This window comes from Alteromonas sp. G5_S2_22_S1, from assembly GCF_054968525.1.
The window spans coordinates 162,633-181,727 of the sequence record NZ_JBQKUJ010000008.1 but is presented as its reverse complement, the minus strand read 5'-3'; the positions used below and the strand labels follow the sequence as shown (position 1 = coordinate 181,727).

The 19,095-nt window shown below is 46.0% G+C and carries 16 protein-coding genes and 1 tRNA gene; 3 read left to right on the top strand and 14 right to left on the bottom strand.

Annotation, left to right across the window (positions count from 1 at the left end; genetic code table 11):
* The 10 genes from ACTRWF_RS10980 to rplK all read right to left on the bottom strand — a co-directional run.
* The coding region (locus ACTRWF_RS10980) for a GTP-binding protein (RefSeq protein WP_462835548.1) at window positions 1-216 on the bottom strand (216 nt) is incomplete at its 3' end.
* Window positions 217-279: 63 nt separating this feature from the next.
* Window positions 280-2,382 carry an elongation factor G gene (gene fusA, locus ACTRWF_RS10975; protein WP_015068300.1) on the bottom strand — a complete coding sequence of 701 codons (2,103 nt, stop codon included), beginning with the start codon at window positions 2,380-2,382 and terminating at the stop codon, window positions 280-282.
* Between the two features lie 27 nt (window positions 2,383-2,409).
* The gene (gene rpsG / locus ACTRWF_RS10970; protein ID WP_014980519.1) at window positions 2,410-2,880 is read right to left on the bottom strand and encodes a 30S ribosomal protein S7; all 471 of its coding nucleotides are present in this window, start codon (window positions 2,878-2,880) and stop codon (window positions 2,410-2,412) included.
* 75 nt (window positions 2,881-2,955) lie between these two features.
* Window positions 2,956-3,330 carry a 30S ribosomal protein S12 gene (rpsL, locus tag ACTRWF_RS10965; protein WP_014951037.1) on the bottom strand — a complete coding sequence of 125 codons (375 nt, stop codon included), beginning with the start codon at window positions 3,328-3,330 and terminating at the stop codon, window positions 2,956-2,958.
* Between the two features lie 309 nt (window positions 3,331-3,639).
* On the bottom strand, window positions 3,640-7,812 hold the full coding sequence (rpoC, locus tag ACTRWF_RS10960) for a DNA-directed RNA polymerase subunit beta' (protein WP_020744432.1): 4,173 nt from the start codon (window positions 7,810-7,812) through the stop codon (window positions 3,640-3,642).
* An 81-nt stretch (window positions 7,813-7,893) separates the two neighbouring features.
* On the bottom strand, window positions 7,894-11,922 hold the full coding sequence (rpoB, locus tag ACTRWF_RS10955) for a DNA-directed RNA polymerase subunit beta (protein ID WP_020744433.1): 4,029 nt from the start codon (window positions 11,920-11,922) through the stop codon (window positions 7,894-7,896).
* 325 nt (window positions 11,923-12,247) lie between these two features.
* Window positions 12,248-12,625 carry a 50S ribosomal protein L7/L12 gene (gene rplL / locus ACTRWF_RS10950; RefSeq protein ID WP_015068303.1) on the bottom strand — a complete coding sequence of 126 codons (378 nt, stop codon included), beginning with the start codon at window positions 12,623-12,625 and terminating at the stop codon, window positions 12,248-12,250.
* Window positions 12,626-12,682: 57 nt separating this feature from the next.
* Window positions 12,683-13,201 (bottom strand): 50S ribosomal protein L10, encoded by a 519-nt coding sequence (gene rplJ / locus ACTRWF_RS10945; protein WP_015068304.1) that lies wholly within the window; start codon window positions 13,199-13,201, stop codon window positions 12,683-12,685.
* 306 nt (window positions 13,202-13,507) lie between these two features.
* Complete coding sequence (gene rplA, locus ACTRWF_RS10940) at window positions 13,508-14,203, bottom strand: 50S ribosomal protein L1 (protein ID WP_020744434.1); 696 nt, start codon at window positions 14,201-14,203, stop codon at window positions 13,508-13,510.
* A 4-nt stretch (window positions 14,204-14,207) separates the two neighbouring features.
* Entirely contained in the window at window positions 14,208-14,636 is a 429-nt protein-coding gene (gene rplK, locus ACTRWF_RS10935) for a 50S ribosomal protein L11 (RefSeq protein WP_015068306.1), read from the bottom strand.
* A 240-nt stretch (window positions 14,637-14,876) separates the two neighbouring features.
* Here rplK and ACTRWF_RS10930 point away from each other — a divergent pair, with 240 nt between their 5' ends.
* Genes ACTRWF_RS10930 through ACTRWF_RS10920 form a run of 3 tightly spaced genes read left to right on the top strand, consistent with a single transcriptional unit; the run spans window position 14,877 to window position 15,672 of the window.
* A complete protein-coding gene (locus ACTRWF_RS10930) occupies window positions 14,877-15,092 on the top strand; it encodes a hypothetical protein (protein ID WP_141154710.1) in 216 nt (71 codons plus the stop codon).
* A complete protein-coding gene (locus ACTRWF_RS10925; protein ID WP_015068308.1) occupies window positions 15,082-15,327 on the top strand; it encodes a hypothetical protein in 246 nt (81 codons plus the stop codon). Before ACTRWF_RS10930 ends, ACTRWF_RS10925 begins: the two co-directional genes overlap by 11 nt.
* Window positions 15,328-15,672 carry a hypothetical protein gene (locus ACTRWF_RS10920; RefSeq protein WP_015068309.1) on the top strand — a complete coding sequence of 115 codons (345 nt, stop codon included), beginning with the start codon at window positions 15,328-15,330 and terminating at the stop codon, window positions 15,670-15,672.
* A gap of 285 nt (window positions 15,673-15,957) precedes the next feature.
* Here the strand turns inward: ACTRWF_RS10920 and nusG are convergent, their stop codons facing one another.
* The 4 genes from nusG to ACTRWF_RS10900 form a co-directional block, all read right to left on the bottom strand.
* Complete coding sequence (gene nusG, locus ACTRWF_RS10915) at window positions 15,958-16,509, bottom strand: transcription termination/antitermination protein NusG (RefSeq protein WP_015068310.1); 552 nt, start codon at window positions 16,507-16,509, stop codon at window positions 15,958-15,960.
* Window positions 16,510-16,513: 4 nt separating this feature from the next.
* On the bottom strand, window positions 16,514-16,891 hold the full coding sequence (gene secE / locus ACTRWF_RS10910; protein WP_020744440.1) for a preprotein translocase subunit SecE: 378 nt from the start codon (window positions 16,889-16,891) through the stop codon (window positions 16,514-16,516).
* Between the two features lie 80 nt (window positions 16,892-16,971).
* Window positions 16,972-17,048, bottom strand: a tRNA-Trp gene (locus ACTRWF_RS10905).
* Between the two features lie 167 nt (window positions 17,049-17,215).
* Window positions 17,216-19,057: an ATP-binding cassette domain-containing protein gene (locus ACTRWF_RS10900; protein WP_462835547.1), complete on the bottom strand. Its 1,842-nt coding sequence runs from the start codon at window positions 19,055-19,057 to the stop codon at window positions 17,216-17,218.
* Window positions 19,058-19,095 lie beyond the last annotated feature (38 nt).

The window sequence follows — 19,095 nt, the reverse complement described above, 5'->3', positions numbered from 1 at the left end:
AGTATCGTACTCTACGTGTGAAGTAGAGATGGTGATACCACGCGCTTTCTCTTCAGGTGCGTTATCGATTTGATCGAACGCCTGAGCAGAACCGCCGTAAGTTTTAGATAGAACTGTAGTGATAGCTGCAGTTAGCGTAGTTTTACCATGGTCAACGTGGCCGATTGTACCCACGTTTACGTGGGGTTTCGTACGTTCAAACTTTTCTTTTGCCATTTTTCTCGTTTCCTAAGTTAAAAGTCCGACCCACCAATAGACCGGACCGAACCTTCATTTAGATTAAATTCTAGATTCAATAATAGCCTGCGCCACATTGTTAGGCGCCTCAGAATAATTGAAGAACTCCATTGAGTATGAAGCACGACCTTGTGTTTGTGAACGCAAATCAGTTGCGTAGCCAAACATTTCTGAAAGCGGCACTTTTGCACGTATTATTTTAACACCTGCTACGCCATCTTCCATACCTTCGATCATGCCGCGACGACGATTTAAGTCACCGACTACATCACCCATCCAGTCTTCTGGAGTAGTCACTTCAACTTTCATTGTGGGTTCAAGTAACACCGGATTTGCTTCTGCGGCGCCTTTTTTGAAACCCATAGAGCCGGCGATCTTAAACGCCATTTCAGAAGAGTCAACATCGTGGTATGAACCATCAAACAAAGTTACCTTTACATCTAGTACCGGATACCCTGCAAGAACACCACTTCGCATCTGCTCCTGAATTCCTTTATCGACCGCTGGGATGAACTCTTTTGGTACAACTCCACCGACGATTTCGTTCACAAATTCGTAGCCTGAACCTTCTTCCTGAGGCTCAATGCGCAACCATACATGACCAAATTGGCCACGGCCGCCTGACTGACGAACGAACTTCCCTTCAACTTCAACAGATTTACGAAGGGTTTCGCGATAAGCAACCTGTGGGTTACCTACGTTACATTCAACTTTGAATTCACGCTTCATGCGGTCGACAATGATATCTAGGTGAAGTTCACCCATACCTGAGATTATCGTCTGCCCTGTCTCATCGTCAGTTTTCACTTTGAACGACGGGTCTTCCGCTGCAAGTTTACCTAGGGCAATGCCCATTTTTTCTTGGTCAGCCTGAGACTTTGGCTCTACCGCAATTGAAATAACTGGGTCAGGAAACTCCATGCGCTCCAACGTAATAACGTTATTAGGGTCGCAAAGGGTATCACCCGTGGTTACATCTTTAAGGCCGATGGCCGCTGCAATGTCACCTGCGCGTACTTCTTTAAGCTCTTCACGGTCTTTTGCGTGCATCTGCACGATACGACCGAAGCGCTCGCGTTTACCTTTCACCGGGTTGTATACAGTATCACCCGTATTTACGACACCTGAATAGCAACGGAAGAAGGTTAACGTACCTACAAATGGGTCAGTCGCTATTTTAAATGCTAGTGCTGAGAATGGCTCGTCGTCGCTTGAATGACGCTCTGCTTCTGTCTCGTCTTTATCGTCAAGTACACCGGTAATGGCCTTAACTTCAGTAGGAGACGGAAGATATTGAATAACAGAGTCGAGTACTGCCTGAACACCTTTGTTTTTGAAGGCGCTGCCACAAGTGGCAAGAACAATTTCGTTGTTCAGTGTACGCGTACGAAGGCCTAAACGGATTTCTTCTTCGGTCAGTTCTTCACCTTCCAAGTACTTATCCATCAGCTCATCAGATGCTTCTGCTGCCGCTTCGATCATCTCGGTGCGGTACTGCTCAGCCGTATCTAAATATTCAGCCGGAATGTCTTCATAGGTAAATGTCATACCCATGTCTTCTTCATTCCAGTTTATGGCTTTCATCTTCACAAGGTCGATGACGCCATGGAAATTCTCTTCAGCGCCCATGTTGATTTGAATCGGAACACAGTTTGCGCCTAAACGTTTGCGGATTTGACCCACAACACGTTCAAAATCAGCGCCAGCCCGGTCCATTTTATTAACGAACACAAGGCGTGGCACTTCATATTTGTCAGCCTGTCGCCAGACTGTCTCTGATTGAGGTTCTACCCCAGAAGACCCACAGAAAACTACAACTGCACCGTCTAGCACACGCAATGAACGCTCTACTTCGATAGTAAAGTCTACGTGCCCAGGGGTGTCGATGATGTTAATTCTGTGCTGATCGAACTGTTGCTCCATACCAGACCAGAAACAAGTTGTCGCAGCAGACGTGATAGTAATACCACGCTCCTGCTCTTGCTCCATCCAGTCCATGGTAGCAGCACCATCGTGCACTTCACCGATTTTGTGAGACAGTCCTGTATAAAACAGAACACGCTCTGTGGTCGTGGTTTTACCCGCGTCCACGTGAGCCACAATACCAATATTGCGATAACGCTCAATCGAGGTCTTACGAGGCATAAATCTCTCTCAGTTAAATAACGTTGATTACCAACGGTAGTGAGCAAACGCTTTGTTTGCTTCGGCCATGCGGTGAACGTCTTCACGTTTCTTAACCGCTGAACCTTTGTTGTCTGCTGCGTCTAACATCTCAGCCGCTAGGCGTTGTGCCATAGACTTTTCGCCACGTTTACGTGCAGCTTCTACCATCCAACGCATACCTAGCGCGTTACGACGAACTGGACGTACTTCAACTGGAACCTGATAAGTTGAACCACCAACACGACGAGACTTAACCTCTACTGTTGGGCGGATGTTATCAAGCGCTTCCTCGAAGATATCTAGGTGTGCTTTGCCGGTTTTTTCAGCAACAATATCAAGCGCACCGTAAACGATTCTTTCAGCGACTGACTTTTTGCCGTCGAGCATTACGACATTCATGAATTTCGCAAGCAGTTGTGAACCAAATTTTGGCTCTGGTAGGATTTTACGTTGACCTACGACTCTTCTTCTTGGCATTTTCTATTCTCCGTATGAATTCAGGGAAAACCCAAAACTCTTAAACTTCAGTTTGGCCTTACTAACGGAGAACCGTTATGACTTAGGCTTCTTCGCGCCGTACTTAGAACGGGCTTGTTTACGATCGTTTACACCTGCGCAGTCAAGAGTACCGCGAACTGTGTGATAACGAACACCTGGTAGATCTTTAACACGACCACCACGGATAAGTACTACACTGTGCTCTTGTAGGTTGTGACCTTCACCACCGATGTATGAAGAAACTTCAAAACCGTTAGTTAGACGTACACGACATACTTTACGTAGTGCAGAGTTTGGTTTCTTAGGCGTAGTAGTATATACACGAGTACATACACCACGTCTTTGTGGACAAGCTTGTAGAGCAGCTACGTTGCTTTTTTCAACGGGCTTTCTACGCGGCTTGCGCACTAACTGGTTAACTGTTGCCATTAACTAGCTCCTGATTAAAAACTACGAAAACCCAATCACTGCGACTGGGTCCATATTAATGCGATTAATCTATTAATCGCTCTTCTTTGTGAACATTGTGCTCGTCAATATTCACTGAGCGCTGATACGAAAAACCGCGACCGTTTATCGAGCCATTTGATGGCTATCCAAAATCGGGTCGCGGAATATTAAAGATCATCGCTCTGACTGTCAAGGTGTACAAAGCTTAAGCAGTTAATTTATCTGCAATCTGTCAGCCTGACATGCCAATTTGTTAGGAGTACGTTAACGTACTCCTATGATCTTGCCTTATTCGGCAGTATCTTCGTCTGCACCGGCATTAAGCGCTTCGGTTAATGCCTGTTCTGCATCAGCGGCAGATACCGACATTTCTTCGATTTGCTCTTTGCGACGTTGTGCGCGGCGTTCGTGGTAAGCGAAACCGGTACCCGCTGGAATGAGTCGACCAACGATTACGTTTTCTTTCAGACCGCGTAGGTCATCTTCTTTACCTTGAACCGCAGCTTCAGTTAGCACACGGGTTGTTTCTTGGAACGATGCTGCTGAGATAAATGACTCAGTAGACAGTGACGCTTTAGTGATACCAAGCAGCTGTGTTTCGTACTGCGCTGGAATCTTACCGAGTTTTTCAATTTCACGGTTCGCCACTTTAACGTTCGATACTTCAACCTGTTCGCCTTCAAGGAACTGCGTATCGCCAGGACTAGTGATAACACACTTACGTAGCATCTGACGGATAACTACTTCGATGTGTTTATCGTTAATCTTAACACCCTGTAGACGGTATACTTCCTGAACTTCGTTCACGATGTAGTTTGCTACTGCTGAGATACCACGTAGACGCAGGATATCGTGTGGAGACTCTGGACCGTCGGCGATAACTTCGCCTTTTTCCACTTTCTCACCTTCGAACACGTTAAGCTGACGCCACTTAGGAATCATCTCTTCGTATGCATCACCTTCAGCTGGTGTAATTACAAGACGCTTCTTACCTTTGGTCTCTTTACCGAAGCCGATAGTACCTGAGATTTCTGCAAGAATTGCAGGCTCTTTAGGCTTACGTGCTTCAAATAAGTCCGCAACGCGCGGTAGACCACCGGTGATATCACGAGTCTTCGAGCTTTCCTGAGGAATACGTGCAAGCACGTCACCTTCGTTAGCTACTTTGCCTTCTTTCGCTTCAATCGTTGTGAAGCTTGGAAGACGAATTTCTTGAAGACCGAACTCGTCGCTTTCAAGAATTAGCTTAGGCTCTTTAGAGTTAACTTTAGCAAGGTCTTTAACAACGATACGGGTTAGACCAGTAAGCTCGTCCTGCTGCATCTCTGTGTTAGAGTCATCAATGTCTGCGAAGCTAATCTTAGCTGCACGTTCAGTGATGATTGGGTGACTATGCGGATCCCAGTTAGCAACAACGTCGCCAGCTGCAATAGTTGCACCGTCATCCACGCTAAGTACTGCACCGTAAGGTACTTTATAGCGCTCTTTCTCGCGGCCTTGCTCATCGATAACAGTAAGTTCTGTTGAGCGAGAAACGATAACCACTTTGCCGTCAGAGTTACGTACGAACTTCGCGTTGTGTAGCTTAAGGCTACCCGCTGTTTTAACTTGTACGCTGTTTTCCGCTGATGCTCTTGATGCCGCACCACCGATGTGGAACGTACGCATGGTAAGCTGTGTACCAGGCTCACCGATTGATTGTGCTGCAATAACACCAACCGATTCACCGCTACCGACCATGTGACCGCGTGCAAGGTCACGACCGTAACACTTAGCACAAACACCGAAGTCGTTGTCACACGTGATAACAGAGCGTACTTGGATTTGGTCAACAGAGTTGGCTTCAAGCATGTCTACTAGCGCTTCGTCTAGTAGTACATTACGCTCTACCAATACTTCATCAGTACCAGGCTTAATAACATCTTCAGCAACTACACGACCTAGTACACGCTCGCGAAGTGGTTCAACAACGTCACCACCTTCGATTAGTGGTGTCATTTGAACACCTTCGAATGTGCCACAGTCGTCGTTAGTGATTACCAAGTCCTGTGCAACGTCTACTAGACGACGTGTTAGGTAACCCGAGTTAGCTGTCTTAAGTGCGGTATCCGCTAGACCTTTACGCGCACCGTGAGTAGAGATGAAGTACTGTAGTACGTTCAGACCTTCACGGAAGTTCGCTGTAATTGGGGTTTCGATGATTGAGCCATCTGGCTTAGCCATCAGACCACGCATACCTGCTAGCTGACGAATCTGAGCGGCACTACCACGAGCACCCGAGTCGGCCATCATGTAAACAGAGTTAAATGATTGCTGCTCTTCTTCTTCGCCATCGCGGTTAATTACGATGTCAGTCTTAAGGTTATCCATCATGGCCTTAGCAACTTTTTCGTTGGCATTTGACCAGATATCGATAACTTTGTTGTAACGCTCACCCGCGGTAACAAGACCGTTTTGGAACTGTTCCTGAATTTCGATAACTTCTGCTTCTGCCGCGTCGATGATTTCTTTCTTAGCAGCAGGGATTACCATATCGTCGATACCAACTGACGCACCCGCGATCATCGCGTAGTGGAAACCGGTATACATGATTTGGTCAGCAGCAATTACTGTATCTTTCAAGCCTAGCGTACGGTAGCAAGCATTCAATAGTCTTGAAATCTGCTTTTTACCCATGGCTTGGTTGATGATTTCAAACGGTAGACCCTTTGGAAGGATCAATGAGAAAATTGCACGACCAACAGTAGTGTCAGTAAGCGTTACTTTCTCAGTTTTGTTGCCATCTTCATCGATGTCGTACTCAGTAATACGTACTTTAACGCGTGAGTGAAGCTCCGCATTACCTGTACGGTATGCTTTTTCTGCTTCATTCGGGCTGGTAAATACCATGCCTTCGCCTAAGCCGTTTACTTTGTCACGCGTCAGGTAATAAAGACCTAATACAACGTCCTGTGAAGGTACGATGATTGGCTCACCGTTCGCTGGCGACAGGATGTTGTTCGTTGACATCATAAGTGCACGTGCTTCTAGCTGTGCTTCGATCGTCAACGGTACGTGTACCGCCATTTGGTCACCATCGAAGTCGGCGTTATACGCCGCACACACTAGCGGGTGAAGCTGAATCGCTTTACCTTCGATTAGTGTAGGTTCGAATGCTTGGATACCCAAACGGTGAAGTGTAGGTGCACGGTTAAGTAGTACCGGGTGTTCGCGGATAACGTCATCTAGTACGTCCCAAACCTCTGGTGCTTCGCGCTCTACAAGCTTCTTAGCTGCTTTAATTGTTGTCGCAAGACCACGACCTTCTAGCTTACCGTAGATAAACGGCTTAAATAGCTCAAGTGCCATCTTCTTAGGAAGACCACACTGGTGAAGACGTAGCGTTGGACCAACGGTAATTACAGAACGGCCAGAATAGTCAACACGCTTACCAAGAAGGTTTTGACGGAAACGACCTTGCTTACCCTTGATCATGTCTGCAAGCGACTTAAGTGGACGCTTGTTAGAACCAGTGATCGCACGGCCACGACGTCCGTTATCTAGAAGCGCATCAACAGACTCTTGAAGCATACGCTTTTCGTTGCGTACGATAATGTCTGGAGCAGCTAGGTCTAGAAGACGCTTAAGACGGTTGTTACGGTTAATTACACGACGGTATAGGTCGTTAAGGTCAGACGTTGCAAAACGGCCGCCATCTAGTGGAACTAGAGGACGAAGGTCCGGTGGAAGTACCGGAAGTACCGTCATAATCATCCACTCTGGCTTGTTGCCAGACTGCTGGAATGACTCAAGCAACTTAAGACGCTTAGTAATTTTCTTACGCTTCGTTTCAGAGTTGATTGAAGGCAGCTCTTCACGCATAGCCGCAACGTCTGCGTCTACGTCAAGTACTGTTAGAAGATCGAATACTGCTTCAGCACCCATCTTCGCATCAAACTCATCACCGTGCTCTTCAAGTGCATCCAAGTACTCTTCTTCGTTAAGAAGTTGGCTGCGCTCAAGGGTCGTCATACCTGGCTCTGTTACCACGTATGATTCAAAGTAAAGTACGCGTTCGATATCACGAAGTGTCATATCAAGCATTAAGCCGATACGAGACGGAAGTGATTTAAGGAACCAGATGTGTGCAACCGGGCTAGCTAGCTCGATGTGACCCATACGCTCACGACGTACTTTAGTCAGTGTAACTTCAACGCCACACTTCTCACAGATAACACCACGGTGCTTAAGGCGCTTGTACTTGCCGCAAAGACATTCATAGTCTTTTACCGGACCGAAGATACGCGCACAGAACAGACCGTCACGCTCAGGCTTGAACGTACGGTAGTTAATTGTTTCAGGCTTTTTAACTTCACCGAATGACCATGAACGAATCATGTCAGGTGAAGACAGACCGATTCGAATATTATCGAATTCTTCGGTCTTGTTTTGTTGCTTTAGAAACTTTAATAAGTCTTTCACATTACTCTCCCAGCGGAGTCAGTCTCTAGAACCCGGCGCAAGCGCCGGGCCATCTCATAACATTACGCGGCGATTGCCGTATTACTTTTCTTCAAGCTCGATGTTGATACCCAACGAGCGAATTTCTTTAAGTAGTACGTTGAATGATTCTGGCATGCCAGGTTCCATTCTGTGATCGCCATCGACGATGTTCTTGTACATCTTGGTACGGCCGTTAACGTCATCTGACTTAACAGTAAGCATTTCCTGAAGGGTATATGCTGCACCGTATGCTTCAAGTGCCCACACTTCCATCTCACCGAAGCGCTGACCACCAAACTGTGCTTTACCACCAAGAGGCTGCTGTGTAACAAGGCTGTAAGAACCCGTAGAACGCGCGTGCATCTTGTCGTCTACTAAGTGGTTCAGTTTCAGCATGTACATGTAACCAACCGTAACTGGACGCTCGAACTCGCGACCGGTACGACCGTCGAACAATGAAATCTGACCGCTTTCTGGAATATCAGCAAGCTTCAGCATTTCTTTGATTTCAGATTCACGAGCACCATCAAATACTGGTGTTGCAATTGGAACACCCTTACGAAGGTTTTCCGCTAAGCGACGTACTTCGTGGTCTGTGAAGTTATCGATGTCAACTTCTTGGTGATTTTCACCAAGCTCGTACACCTTCTTCAAGAACTCACGCAGTTCAGCCAGCTCACGCTGCTCTTTAATCATGCGATCAATCTTCACACCAAGACCGTGTGCAGCCATACCCAAGTGCGTTTCTAGGATCTGACCGATGTTCATACGAGACGGTACACCTAGTGGGTTAAGAACGATATCTACCGGCGTACCGTTAGCATCGTATGGCATGTCTTCTACAGGCTGGATAGTCGAGATAACACCTTTGTTACCGTGACGACCGGCCATCTTGTCACCCGGTTGGATGTGACGCTTAACCGCAAGGTAAACCTTAACAATCTTAAGTACGCCAGGCGCTAGGTCATCGCCTTGTGTGATTTTACGACGCTTAGTTTCAAACTTCTTATCGAAGTCCGCTTTAATTTCAGCGTGTTGATCAGCGATTTGGTCTAGCTCTAGCTGTGCATCTTCGCTGTTAAGTGCAATTTCAAACCACTTTTCACGCGGTAGGCTGTCAAGCTTAGCTTGGTCAACACCAGCACGTAGAAGCGCAGTTTTTGCACGAGCAAAAATACCGTCTGCAAGAATTTCGAACTCGTCAGTAAGGTCTTTCTTAACCTGACGTAGCTGCATGTCTTCAATTTCAAGCGCACGCTTATCTTTCTCTACACCGTCACGGGTAAATACTTGAACGTCAATTACGGTACCGTGAACAGAGTTAGGTACACGTAGCGACGTATCTTTAACGTCAGACGCTTTTTCACCGAAGATTGCACGTAGTAGTTTCTCTTCTGGCGTAAGCTGAGTTTCACCTTTAGGCGTTACTTTACCTACTAGGATGTCACCGCCTTTCACTTCCGCACCAATGTAAACAACACCTGATTCATCAAGCTTGCTTAGTGCAGATTCACCCACGTTCGGGATATCAGAAGAAATCTCTTCTGGCCCAAGCTTAGTATCACGAGCGATACAGCTAAGCTCTTGAATGTGGATTGTAGTGAAACGGTCTTCCTGTGCTACACGCTCAGAAATAAGGATTGAATCCTCAAAGTTGTAACCATTCCAAGGCATGAACGCAATACGCATGTTCTGACCAAGTGCAAGGTCACCTAGGTCTGTTGAAGGGCCGTCAGCTAGCACGTCACCAGTAACAATCGGGTCGCCAACGCTACAGGTAGGCTTCTGATTGATACAAGTGTTCTGGTTAGAACGCGTGTATTTAGTCAGGTTGTAGATATCGATACCTGCTTCACCTGGAAGCATTTCATCTTCGTCTACTTTAATTACGATACGGCTGGCATCAACATAGTCAACCACACCACCGCGCTTAGCAACTACAGTAACACCTGAGTCAACCGCGATAGTTCTTTCCATACCGGTACCAACTAGCGGCTTATCAGCGCGTAGTGTAGGTACTGCCTGACGTTGCATGTTCGCACCCATAAGTGCACGGTTTGCGTCATCGTGCTCTAGGAATGGAATAATGCTTGCCGCAATTGAAACGATTTGCTGTGGTGAAACGTCCATGTATTTGATGTCTTCAGTCGGCATCAAAGTAGTTTCACCGCGGTGACGACAAGGAATTAGGTCGTCAACCAACTCGCCATTCTCAGTCAACGCAATGTTAGCCTGAGCGATTGCGAATTGACCTTCTTCAATTGCAGATAAATAATCGATTTCGTCTGTTACCACACCGTCAACAATACGACGGAAAGGCGTTTCTAAGAAACCGAAGTCATTGGTACGCGCGAAGCTTGCCAATGAGTTAATTAGACCGATGTTCGGGCCTTCCGGCGTTTCGATTGGACATAGACGACCGTAGTGGGTCGGGTGTACGTCTCGAACCTCGAAGCCTGCACGTTCACGTGTAAGACCACCCGGGCCTAATGCAGAAATACGACGTTTGTGCGTTACTTCTGATAGCGGGTTGTTTTGGTCCATGAACTGAGAAAGCTGAGATGAACCGAAGAACTCTTTAACCGCAGCCGAGATAGGCTTAGCGTTGATTAGGTCCTGTGGCATTACGTTGTCTAGATCGCCTAAGCTTAGACGCTCTTTAACTGCACGCTCTACACGTACAAGACCAACGCGGAATTGGTTCTCTGCCATTTCACCAACAGAACGGATACGACGGTTACCTAGGTGATCGATATCATCGACTTCGTCTTTACCGTCACGAATCATTATTAGCTGCTTCATTACAGAAATAATGTCTTCTTTATCTAGTGTGCCTGAACCAATAAGTTCTTCACGACCTAAACGGCGGTTGAACTTCATGCGGCCAACAGAAGATAGGTCGTAACGTTCATCTGAGAAGAACAAGTTATCGAACAAGGTTTCTGCTGCGTCTTTTGTTGGTGGCTCACCAGGACGCATCATACGGTAGATTTCAACTAGCGCTTCTAAGCGATTAGTTGAAGAGTCGATACGCAGTGTATCTGAGATATATGAACCGTGATCGAGTTCGTTAATGTAAAGCGTTTCGAACTCTTTGATGCCCGCTTGGCTAAGTGCCGCTAGGTTTTCAAGGGTAAGTTCTTCGTTCGCGCTTACAATAACTTCGCCAGTGTCTTCATTTACGTAAGTAGCGGCGTATACGCGGCCAATTAGGTAATCAGCTGGAACTTCAAGCTCATTAAGACCCGCTTTCTCTAGCGCACGTGTATGACGCGCTGAGATACGACGACCGGTTTCAACAACCACGTTGCCTTCGCCATCGATAATGTCAAATGCAGCCGTTTCACCACGTAGGCGATCTGGCACCACTTCCATCATCAACTTGTCTTTATCAATACGTACATTAACTTTGTCGAAGAAAGTATCTAGGATTTCTTCAGACGTCATTTCAAGTGCGCGTAAAATAATCGTTGCAGGCAACTTACGACGACGGTCGATACGTACAAATAGGTTATCTTTCGGGTCAAACTCAAAGTCTAACCACGAACCACGGTAAGGAATTACACGTGCGTTATATAGCACTTTACCTGACGAGTGGGTTTTACCTTTGTCGTGATCAAAGAATACACCAGGTGAACGGTGTAGCTGTGACACGATAACACGCTCAGTACCATTGATAACGAACGTACCGTTCTCTGTCATCAATGGGATCTCGCCCATGTACACTTCTTGTTCTTTAATATCTTTTACGGTACCTGGGGCAGCGTCTTTATCGAACAACACTAACCGTAGTTTTACTCTTAATGGAGCAGAGAAAGTTACGCCACGAATTTGACATTCTTTAACGTCGAAAACTGGCTCTCCCAGGCGGTAGCTTACATACTGAAGCTCTGAACTACCTGAGTAGCTTTTAATTGGAAAAACGGAACGAAATGCTGCTTCCAAACCGTATTGAGCTTCCGGATCGGTCTCAATAAACTTTTTGAAAGAATCAAGCTGAATTGAAAGAAGGTATGGAATTTCCAATACCTGTGGGCGTTTGCCAAAATCCTTACGGATACGTTTCTTTTCGCTATAAGAGTAAACCATGGGTTCCTCAGCCTGCTGATTTATGACCCAACCTGCTGCAAAATGCTTTAAAACGCGTGCTATGGGCTAAAAGCTGCGTTTCAAATGGCGCACTAAGCAACAAACTTCCACAACCCTTTTTCGGGCAGATACACCAGCATACAACAAAATTTAACCAATTATTAGTTAACTTGTTGGATTTTTATGCTTTTTATGGGTATTTCCGAATGGCGCTTTAAGTAGTGTAACCAAGGGTTAGTTTCTACACACTATACAGCGCAAAAAGGCTGGTGGTTCAAAAAACCACCAGCCTTGCCGTCTCAGGCAATAATCTGACTACGTCAGATTACTTGATTTCTACTTCTGCACCAGCTTCTTCAAGCTCTTTCTTAAGTGCTTCAGCTTCATCTTTGCTTACGCCTTCTTTGATAGCTTTAGGAGCAGACTCAACTACTTCTTTAGCTTCTTTAAGACCTAGGCCAGTCGCGCCGCGAACTGCTTTGATAACTGCAACTTTGTTGCCACCGAATGAAGTCATTACAACGTCGAATTCAGTCTTTTCTTCTGCAGCAGCAGCGTCGCCGCCAGCAGCTGGACCAGCAACAGCAACAGCAGCTGCAGCAGATACGTTGAATTTCTCTTCAGCCGCTTCAATTAGTTCTACCAGTTCCATTACCGGCATTTCAGCGATTGCGTTTAAGATATCTTCTTTAGTTAGAGCCATGTTCTCTAAACTCCTGGGTATAAAATGTTAAAAAAATCAATATGCCAAAAACGCCAATTACTTGGTGTCTTTGACCGCCGCCAATACGCGCACAAACTTGCCAGGAACTTCGTTGATTGTTTGAACGAATTTCCCAACTGGTGCTTTGAAGGTTGCAAGTAGTTTCGCAAGCGCTTCGTCGCGGGTAGGTAGAGCTGCAACTGCGTCCAATTTCTCTGGACCAAGAAGACCACTACCAATTGAAAGTGCAGTAACTTTAAGCTTATCGTTAGTCTTACCGAAGTCTTTGAAAAGACGTGCCGCACCGCCTGGTGCGTCGATAGAGAAACCATAGATAAGCGGACCAGTTAAGGCGCTGTCTAAGTCTGCAAATTGACTGTCTGCTAGAGCACGCTTCGCAAGAGTATTACGTACAACCTTAAGGTATACGCCTTGCTCACGAGCTTTAACACGTAGCTCAGTCAGATCGCTAACTTCCATCCCACGGTATTCAGCAACGGCTACGGATAGAGCGCGAGACGCAACTTCAGAAACTTCTGCTACGATCTCTTTTTTTGCTGCTAAACCTAGTGCCACTGAGTTCACCTCTTTGTATCTGACCTTGTTCGTAGTTACCTACTTGCGCGGTCAGGGTTCACAGATTGATACCAACCCTCATGGTCGATACCGCTCTACGGTGTTTGTTACCCCAGAGAGTCTGAGTCAAACCACCGTCTGCGCAGGTTGTTCTATTAAGCAGTGTGTTGACTGTGAAAGTTCTCTTACCTCTTTCACCACACCGCACCTGCGGTCTAGGACGGGAGCTGTTTATTAGCACTGCTAATTTACACAGCTCCAACCCATAACCTTTAAGAGATTTCGATGAGCATTCGCTCAGCGAAATTAAAGACCTACAGAAGCCTTATCAAGAGCAACACCAGCACCCATTGTCGTGCTTAGGCTGATCTTCTTGATGTATGTACCTTTAGCAGAAGAAGGCTTAGCTTTCTTCAATGCTTCAAGTAGCGCTTCAAGGTTTTCTTGTATTTGGTTCGCTTCGAACGCAATCTTACCGATGCTAGCGTGGATGATACCGTTCTTATCGTTACGGTAGCGTACCTGACCAGCTTTAGCGTTCTTAACTGCCGTTGCAACGTCAGGCGTTACAGTGCCAGTTTTAGGGTTAGGCATAAGGCCACGTGGACCTAAGATTTGACCTAGTTGACCAACAACACGCATCGCGTCTGGGCTAGCAACTACTACGTCAAAGTTCATTTCGCCTTTCTTAACTTGCTCAGCTAAGTCGTCCATACCAACGATGTCCGCACCCGCTTCTTTCGCTGCTTCAGCATTTGCACCTTGAGTGAATACTGCAACGCGAACGTCTTTACCAGTACCGTTTGGTAGTACAGTTGCACCACGAACGTTTTGGTCAGATTTCTTCGCATCGATGCCAAGGTTAACAGATACGTCAACGCTTTCTGCGAACTTAGCTGTTGCTAGTTCTTTAAGAAGCGCTACTGCTTCGTTGATTTCGTACTCTTTAGTAGAGTCAACTTTGTCGCGTACTAGGCGAGCGCGTTTAGTTAATTTAGCCATTCGATTAGTCCTCTACGTTCAAGCCCATTGAGCGAGCAGAACCCGCGATAGTGCGTACCGCTGCATCTAGATCAGCTGCAGTAAGGTCTGGCTCTTTAGTTTTAGCGATCTCTTCCAACTGAGCGCGAGTAACAGTACCCACTTTTTCAGTGTTAGGACGGCCAGAACCACTCTTGATGCCCGCTGCTTTCTTAAGCAGGTAAGACGCAGGAGGAGTCTTAGTTTCGAATGTAAAAGAGCGATCTTCGTATACCGTAATTTCTACTGGTACCGGAGCGCCTTTCTCAAGACTTTCTGTTTTCGCGTTGAAAGCCTTACAGAATTCCATGATGTTCACACCGTGCTGACCTAGTGCAGGACCAACCGGTGGACTTGGGTTAGCAGCGCCAGCTGCAACCTGAAGCTTAATAATACCGCTTACTTTTTTAGCCATTTTACATGCTCTCTTGTTTGGGTCTAACGCCTCGCAAATACAGAGATTATTTGCTCAATCGGCTTCCCGTTTCCGTTTAAAAGGGCGCGCATTATATAAGGTGATTAATTACTATGCAAGGGCTATTTAGAATAAAAAACCACCGAAAGGTCAGTATTTTTTCTTTTTTAAATAGGTGAAAGTTTTTAACGCGTTAATACGCAAATATATAAACAAAATAGCAAATATGGAGGAATATAAATGGAGTTACTTACGCAACAAGAACTAGACCAGATTTCAGGTGGTGACGGCTGGGACATTGCATCAGGGGGCTTAACTGGAGGTGGTATTGGCGCGACTGGCGTTGGCGTTGCCGTTGCCGTCGGATTTACTGTAACCTTTCCTGTTGCTGTAGGCGCAATTGCTACAGGCGCTGCCCTAGGAGCTGCTTGGGAGTATTTTACTGATGATGAATAATCCGTTAGTACTCACCGAAGAGCAAATCGACACCGTCTCTGGAGGCAATATTTCACAAGCCGCTTTTAAAGGAGGTTTCGAAGGTGCTGCTACAGGTGCAAGTATAGGTGCTGCACTTGGTGCTTATGCTGGCCCTTTCGGTGCACTATTAGGTGGCCTTATCGGAACTGGTGTCGGTACTATTGTTGGAGCAGCCGATGCAATATCAGATTACAATGAAACGTTGGATGAATAAGTGAAATTAACACCGTTAGCAAGGCTTTACATGGCATGTGCCATGTTGGGCCTTTTATCCTTTAGTGCGTTTATTGCAAATAACCACCTATTACTTTTATTCCATCAAGTTTGCATTGGTATTATTTTGTGGGTTCTTTTGCTTAGACCAAAACTTAAAACTAGCAAACTCGACACGGTAAAAATAAAGCAGGTAGTAGTATCCACTTTTTCATTTATCACAACACTCACTATTGGGGTGTTCGTAAATCAGAGCTATAAATGGCTCTTGGTTATTGCCGCTGTCGGAGTTTCAATCTGGCTTTATACGCTTCTTGCAAAGAATCGAATAAATTATAAAGAGTAGTCGCAGTGACATCGTTTTTAATATGGTTTTGTGGGACAGGGTTAATTAACTACGCGCTAAAAAAAGTTTTGCAGAGTCGGTTTTTGGGCGTCGTGTGCTGATACCAAGAGATTTGCACAATGTTATGGCCACATTTTGCATTATTTATTTGTTTTTACCTCGATACTGTTAGCCATGTTGTTCGTAATTTAAGGTTCAATTGAACGTACATTGCCTATCGTGCCCCCAAATTCCAGGCATAAAAAAAGACGGTCAAACCGTCTTTTTTTGAATATTTATAAAGGCTTAGCCTTTTTCTACCTGACCAAATTCTAGGTCTACTGGTGTAGAACGACCGAAGATAAGTACCGATACTTTTACGCGGCTCTTTTCGTAGTCTACTTCTTCTACCACACCATTGAAGTCGGCAAATGGACCGTCGGTAACGCGAACCACTTCGCCTGGCTCGAACAATGTTTTCGGTCTTGGCTTATCAACGTTTTCTTCAAGACGATTTAGGATAGCGTCTGCTTCTTTCTGCGTAATTGGCATAGGACGGTCAGAGGTGCCGCCGATGAAACCTAGTACGCGAGGTACGCTTTTCACTAAGTGCCATGACTCTTCGGTCATCGCCATTTCTACCAATACATAACCCGGGTAGAACTTACGCTCAGATTTACGCTTTTGACCTGCACGCATTTCAACAACTTCCTCTGTTGGTACTAGTACCTGACCGAAGTAGTCTTCCATGTTGTGCATTTTAATGTATTCAAGCAACGTCTTTTTAACGCGAGCTTCGTATTGCGAATAGGCTTGAACTACGTACCATCTTTTCTTTACTGCTTCTTCTTCAGACATACGTTTATGCTCCTATTCCAGTAATAAAGCCAACTACACGAACGATGATGCCGTCTAGTCCCCATAAAATTAGTGCCATAACTAACGTCGCTGCAAGTACGATAAGGGTAGTTTGGTTCGCCTCTTGACGGGTTGGCCATACTACTTTGCGAACTTCTGTGCGAGACTCTTTAGCAAAGCTCAAGAAGGTACTACCTTTTTCAGTCGTTGCCGCGATGAAACCAGCTATACCAACAACTACAACAATCGCGATGGCACGGTATAGTACCGAAATCTCACCGTACATTGTATTAGCGGTTACTAAACCGGCAAGTAGTGCAAAAACCACTACCCATTTAAACATGTCCAACGCATTGGACTGATTTTCCGTCTTTTCGCTCATGTTACGATCCTAGCACTACAGCGTCGTTGTTTTACGCGCTTTTTGAAGGCGCAATTTAAAATTCGTAGATTAAGTAAATTTGGCAGGGGTGGAGGGACTCGAACCCCCAACCATCGGTTTTGGAGACCGCTGTTCTACCAATTCGAACTACACCCCTGTGGTGTCTAAAAGACAAAATTTACTTACACTGCCCTTGGGAGTTGTGCGTCTTTTCTAAGGAAAGTGCGGTATCGCAAGGGAGGGACGCGTATTATACTTAACCACTTTCAAGATACAAGCGGTTTATCTCTCCCATCTGCGATTGCTTTCCATTTAGAATGCCACCTATTCAACGCCAATAAAACCGCCCGTTTGATGTGCCCATAGCTTGGCATAAATACCGTTGTGTGCGATAAGCTCCGCGTGCGTCCCCTGCTCTACAATACTGCCTTTATCTAGCACCAGAAGCCTGTCCATTTGGGCTATGGTCGATAAACGGTGGGCAATGGCGAGAACCGTTTTGCCTTCCATTACTTTATCTAAGCACGCTTGAATGGCTGCCTCTACCTCTGAATCGAGCGCCGAGGTCGCCTCGTCAAGTACCAACACTGGCGCATCTTTTAACAACACGCGGGCGATAGCAATACGCTGACGTTGCCCCCCTGAAAGCTTCACGCCGCGTTCCCCCACATGGGCGTCGTACCCTGTTCTTCCGTAGCTATCGGTAAGGGTGAGAATAAAGTCGTGTGCTTCAGCCTGTTTGGCTGCGCGAATCATATCCTCTTCCGTCGCATCAGTACGGCCATATAAAATATTATCTCGTACCGAACGGTGCATTAGGGAGGTGTCTTGGGTCACCATGCTAATTTTGGCGCGTAGGGTTTCTTGCCCGACGTGGGTAATGTCTTGCCCATCAATAATAATACGGCCGCTTTGGGTGTCGTAAAAACGCATAAGCAAATTAACCAAGGTCGATTTACCCGCCCCAGAGCGCCCTACTAAGCCCACTTTTTCGCCTGGCTTAATGGTCAAGTCTAAATTGGTAAAAACATCAATTGGCTTATCGTCTGCGCCCGAGTATGAGAAGTTCACATCATCAAACTTGATACCACCACCGTTGACTTGTAACGCGTCGGCCTTAGGCTTGTCTTTTACGGCGATAGGTTGTGCTAAGGTATTCATGCCGTCCTGCACTGTGCCTAAGTTTTCAAATAGCCCAGAGACTTCCCACATCACCCAATGCGACATACCGTTCAGTCGTAAACAAAGGCTAATAGCAATAGCAATGTCACCAGGGCTTGCGATATTTTCCATCCATAGATACACAGATAATGCACCTATGGTAAAAATGAGAATAGCGTTAGCCATTTCCACACAGAATTCTAATACCGTCACTAAACGCATTTGCGGGTAAACGGTTTGCAGAAAACCATCCATGCTTTCTTTGGCATAGTCGGCCTCTCGGCGGCTATGAGAAAACAGTTTGACGGTAGTGATATTGGTGTAGCTATCCACAATACGCCCTGTCATTAGCGAGCGTGCATCGGCCTGCTTTTGAGACACTTCTTTTAGTTTGGGTACCAATACCTTCAAAATACCAATATAGACAAAAAACCATACAATAAGCGGCATGGCTAAACGCCAGTCTGTACTAAAGATGAGTACCACCATCGAGATAAAGTACACGCTGATATACACCAACAGGTCGAGTACCTTGGTCACGGTTTCTCGCACCGATAGTGCGGTTTGCATGACTTTGGTGGCTACACGCCCTGCAAATTCATCGTGAAAGAAGGTTAAGCTTTGCCCCAGTAAATACCGATGGGCTTGCCATCTAATTCGCATGGGGTAGTTCCCCATTAAAGACTGACGGGAAAATAGGGAGCGAAGCAATATAAACAGGGGAATAAGAACAAGTACCGTAACCCCCATCCCAATAAGCGTAAACTTTTGGTCAGCCAAAAATGTCTCGCGATTTTGCTCGGAGAACCAGTCTACCAGCTGCCCTAGAAAGCCAAACAGTGCCACTTCTAGCATGGCAACGATTGCACTGAGCACGGAAACAGTAAGGATCACGCCCCACATGCCTTGAGTATAATACTTACAAAAAGCCACTAAACCCTTCGGCGGTTGACTAGGAGACGTATCAGGAAAAGGCTGGGTAAGCTTTTCGAAAAATGAAAACATGTAGAACTCGTTTTTAATTCAATGACAGAGCACGTTTA

Bases quoted from the DNA above. Each gene is read 5' to 3' on its own strand.
- ACTRWF_RS10930 (WP_141154710.1), top strand. From the start codon at position 14,877: ATGGAGTTACTTACGCAACAAGAACTAGACCAGATTTCAGGTGGTGAC.
- rplL (WP_015068303.1), bottom strand. From the start codon at position 12,625: ATGGCTCTAACTAAAGAAGATATCTTAAACGCAATCGCTGAAATGCCG.
- rplK (WP_015068306.1), bottom strand. From the start codon at position 14,636: ATGGCTAAAAAAGTAAGCGGTATTATTAAGCTTCAGGTTGCAGCTGGC.
- rpsG (WP_014980519.1), bottom strand. From the start codon at position 2,880: ATGCCAAGAAGAAGAGTCGTAGGTCAACGTAAAATCCTACCAGAGCCA.
- ACTRWF_RS10900 (WP_462835547.1), bottom strand. From the start codon at position 19,057: ATGTTTTCATTTTTCGAAAAGCTTACCCAGCCTTTTCCTGATACGTCT.
- rpsL (WP_014951037.1), bottom strand. From the start codon at position 3,330: ATGGCAACAGTTAACCAGTTAGTGCGCAAGCCGCGTAGAAAGCCCGTT.
- secE (WP_020744440.1), bottom strand. From the start codon at position 16,891: ATGAGCGAAAAGACGGAAAATCAGTCCAATGCGTTGGACATGTTTAAA.
- rpoB (WP_020744433.1), bottom strand. From the start codon at position 11,922: ATGGTTTACTCTTATAGCGAAAAGAAACGTATCCGTAAGGATTTTGGC.
- ACTRWF_RS10925 (WP_015068308.1), top strand. From the start codon at position 15,082: ATGATGAATAATCCGTTAGTACTCACCGAAGAGCAAATCGACACCGTC.
- fusA (WP_015068300.1), bottom strand. From the start codon at position 2,382: ATGCCTCGTAAGACCTCGATTGAGCGTTATCGCAATATTGGTATTGTG.
- nusG (WP_015068310.1), bottom strand. From the start codon at position 16,509: ATGTCTGAAGAAGAAGCAGTAAAGAAAAGATGGTACGTAGTTCAAGCC.
- rplA (WP_020744434.1), bottom strand. From the start codon at position 14,203: ATGGCTAAATTAACTAAACGCGCTCGCCTAGTACGCGACAAAGTTGAC.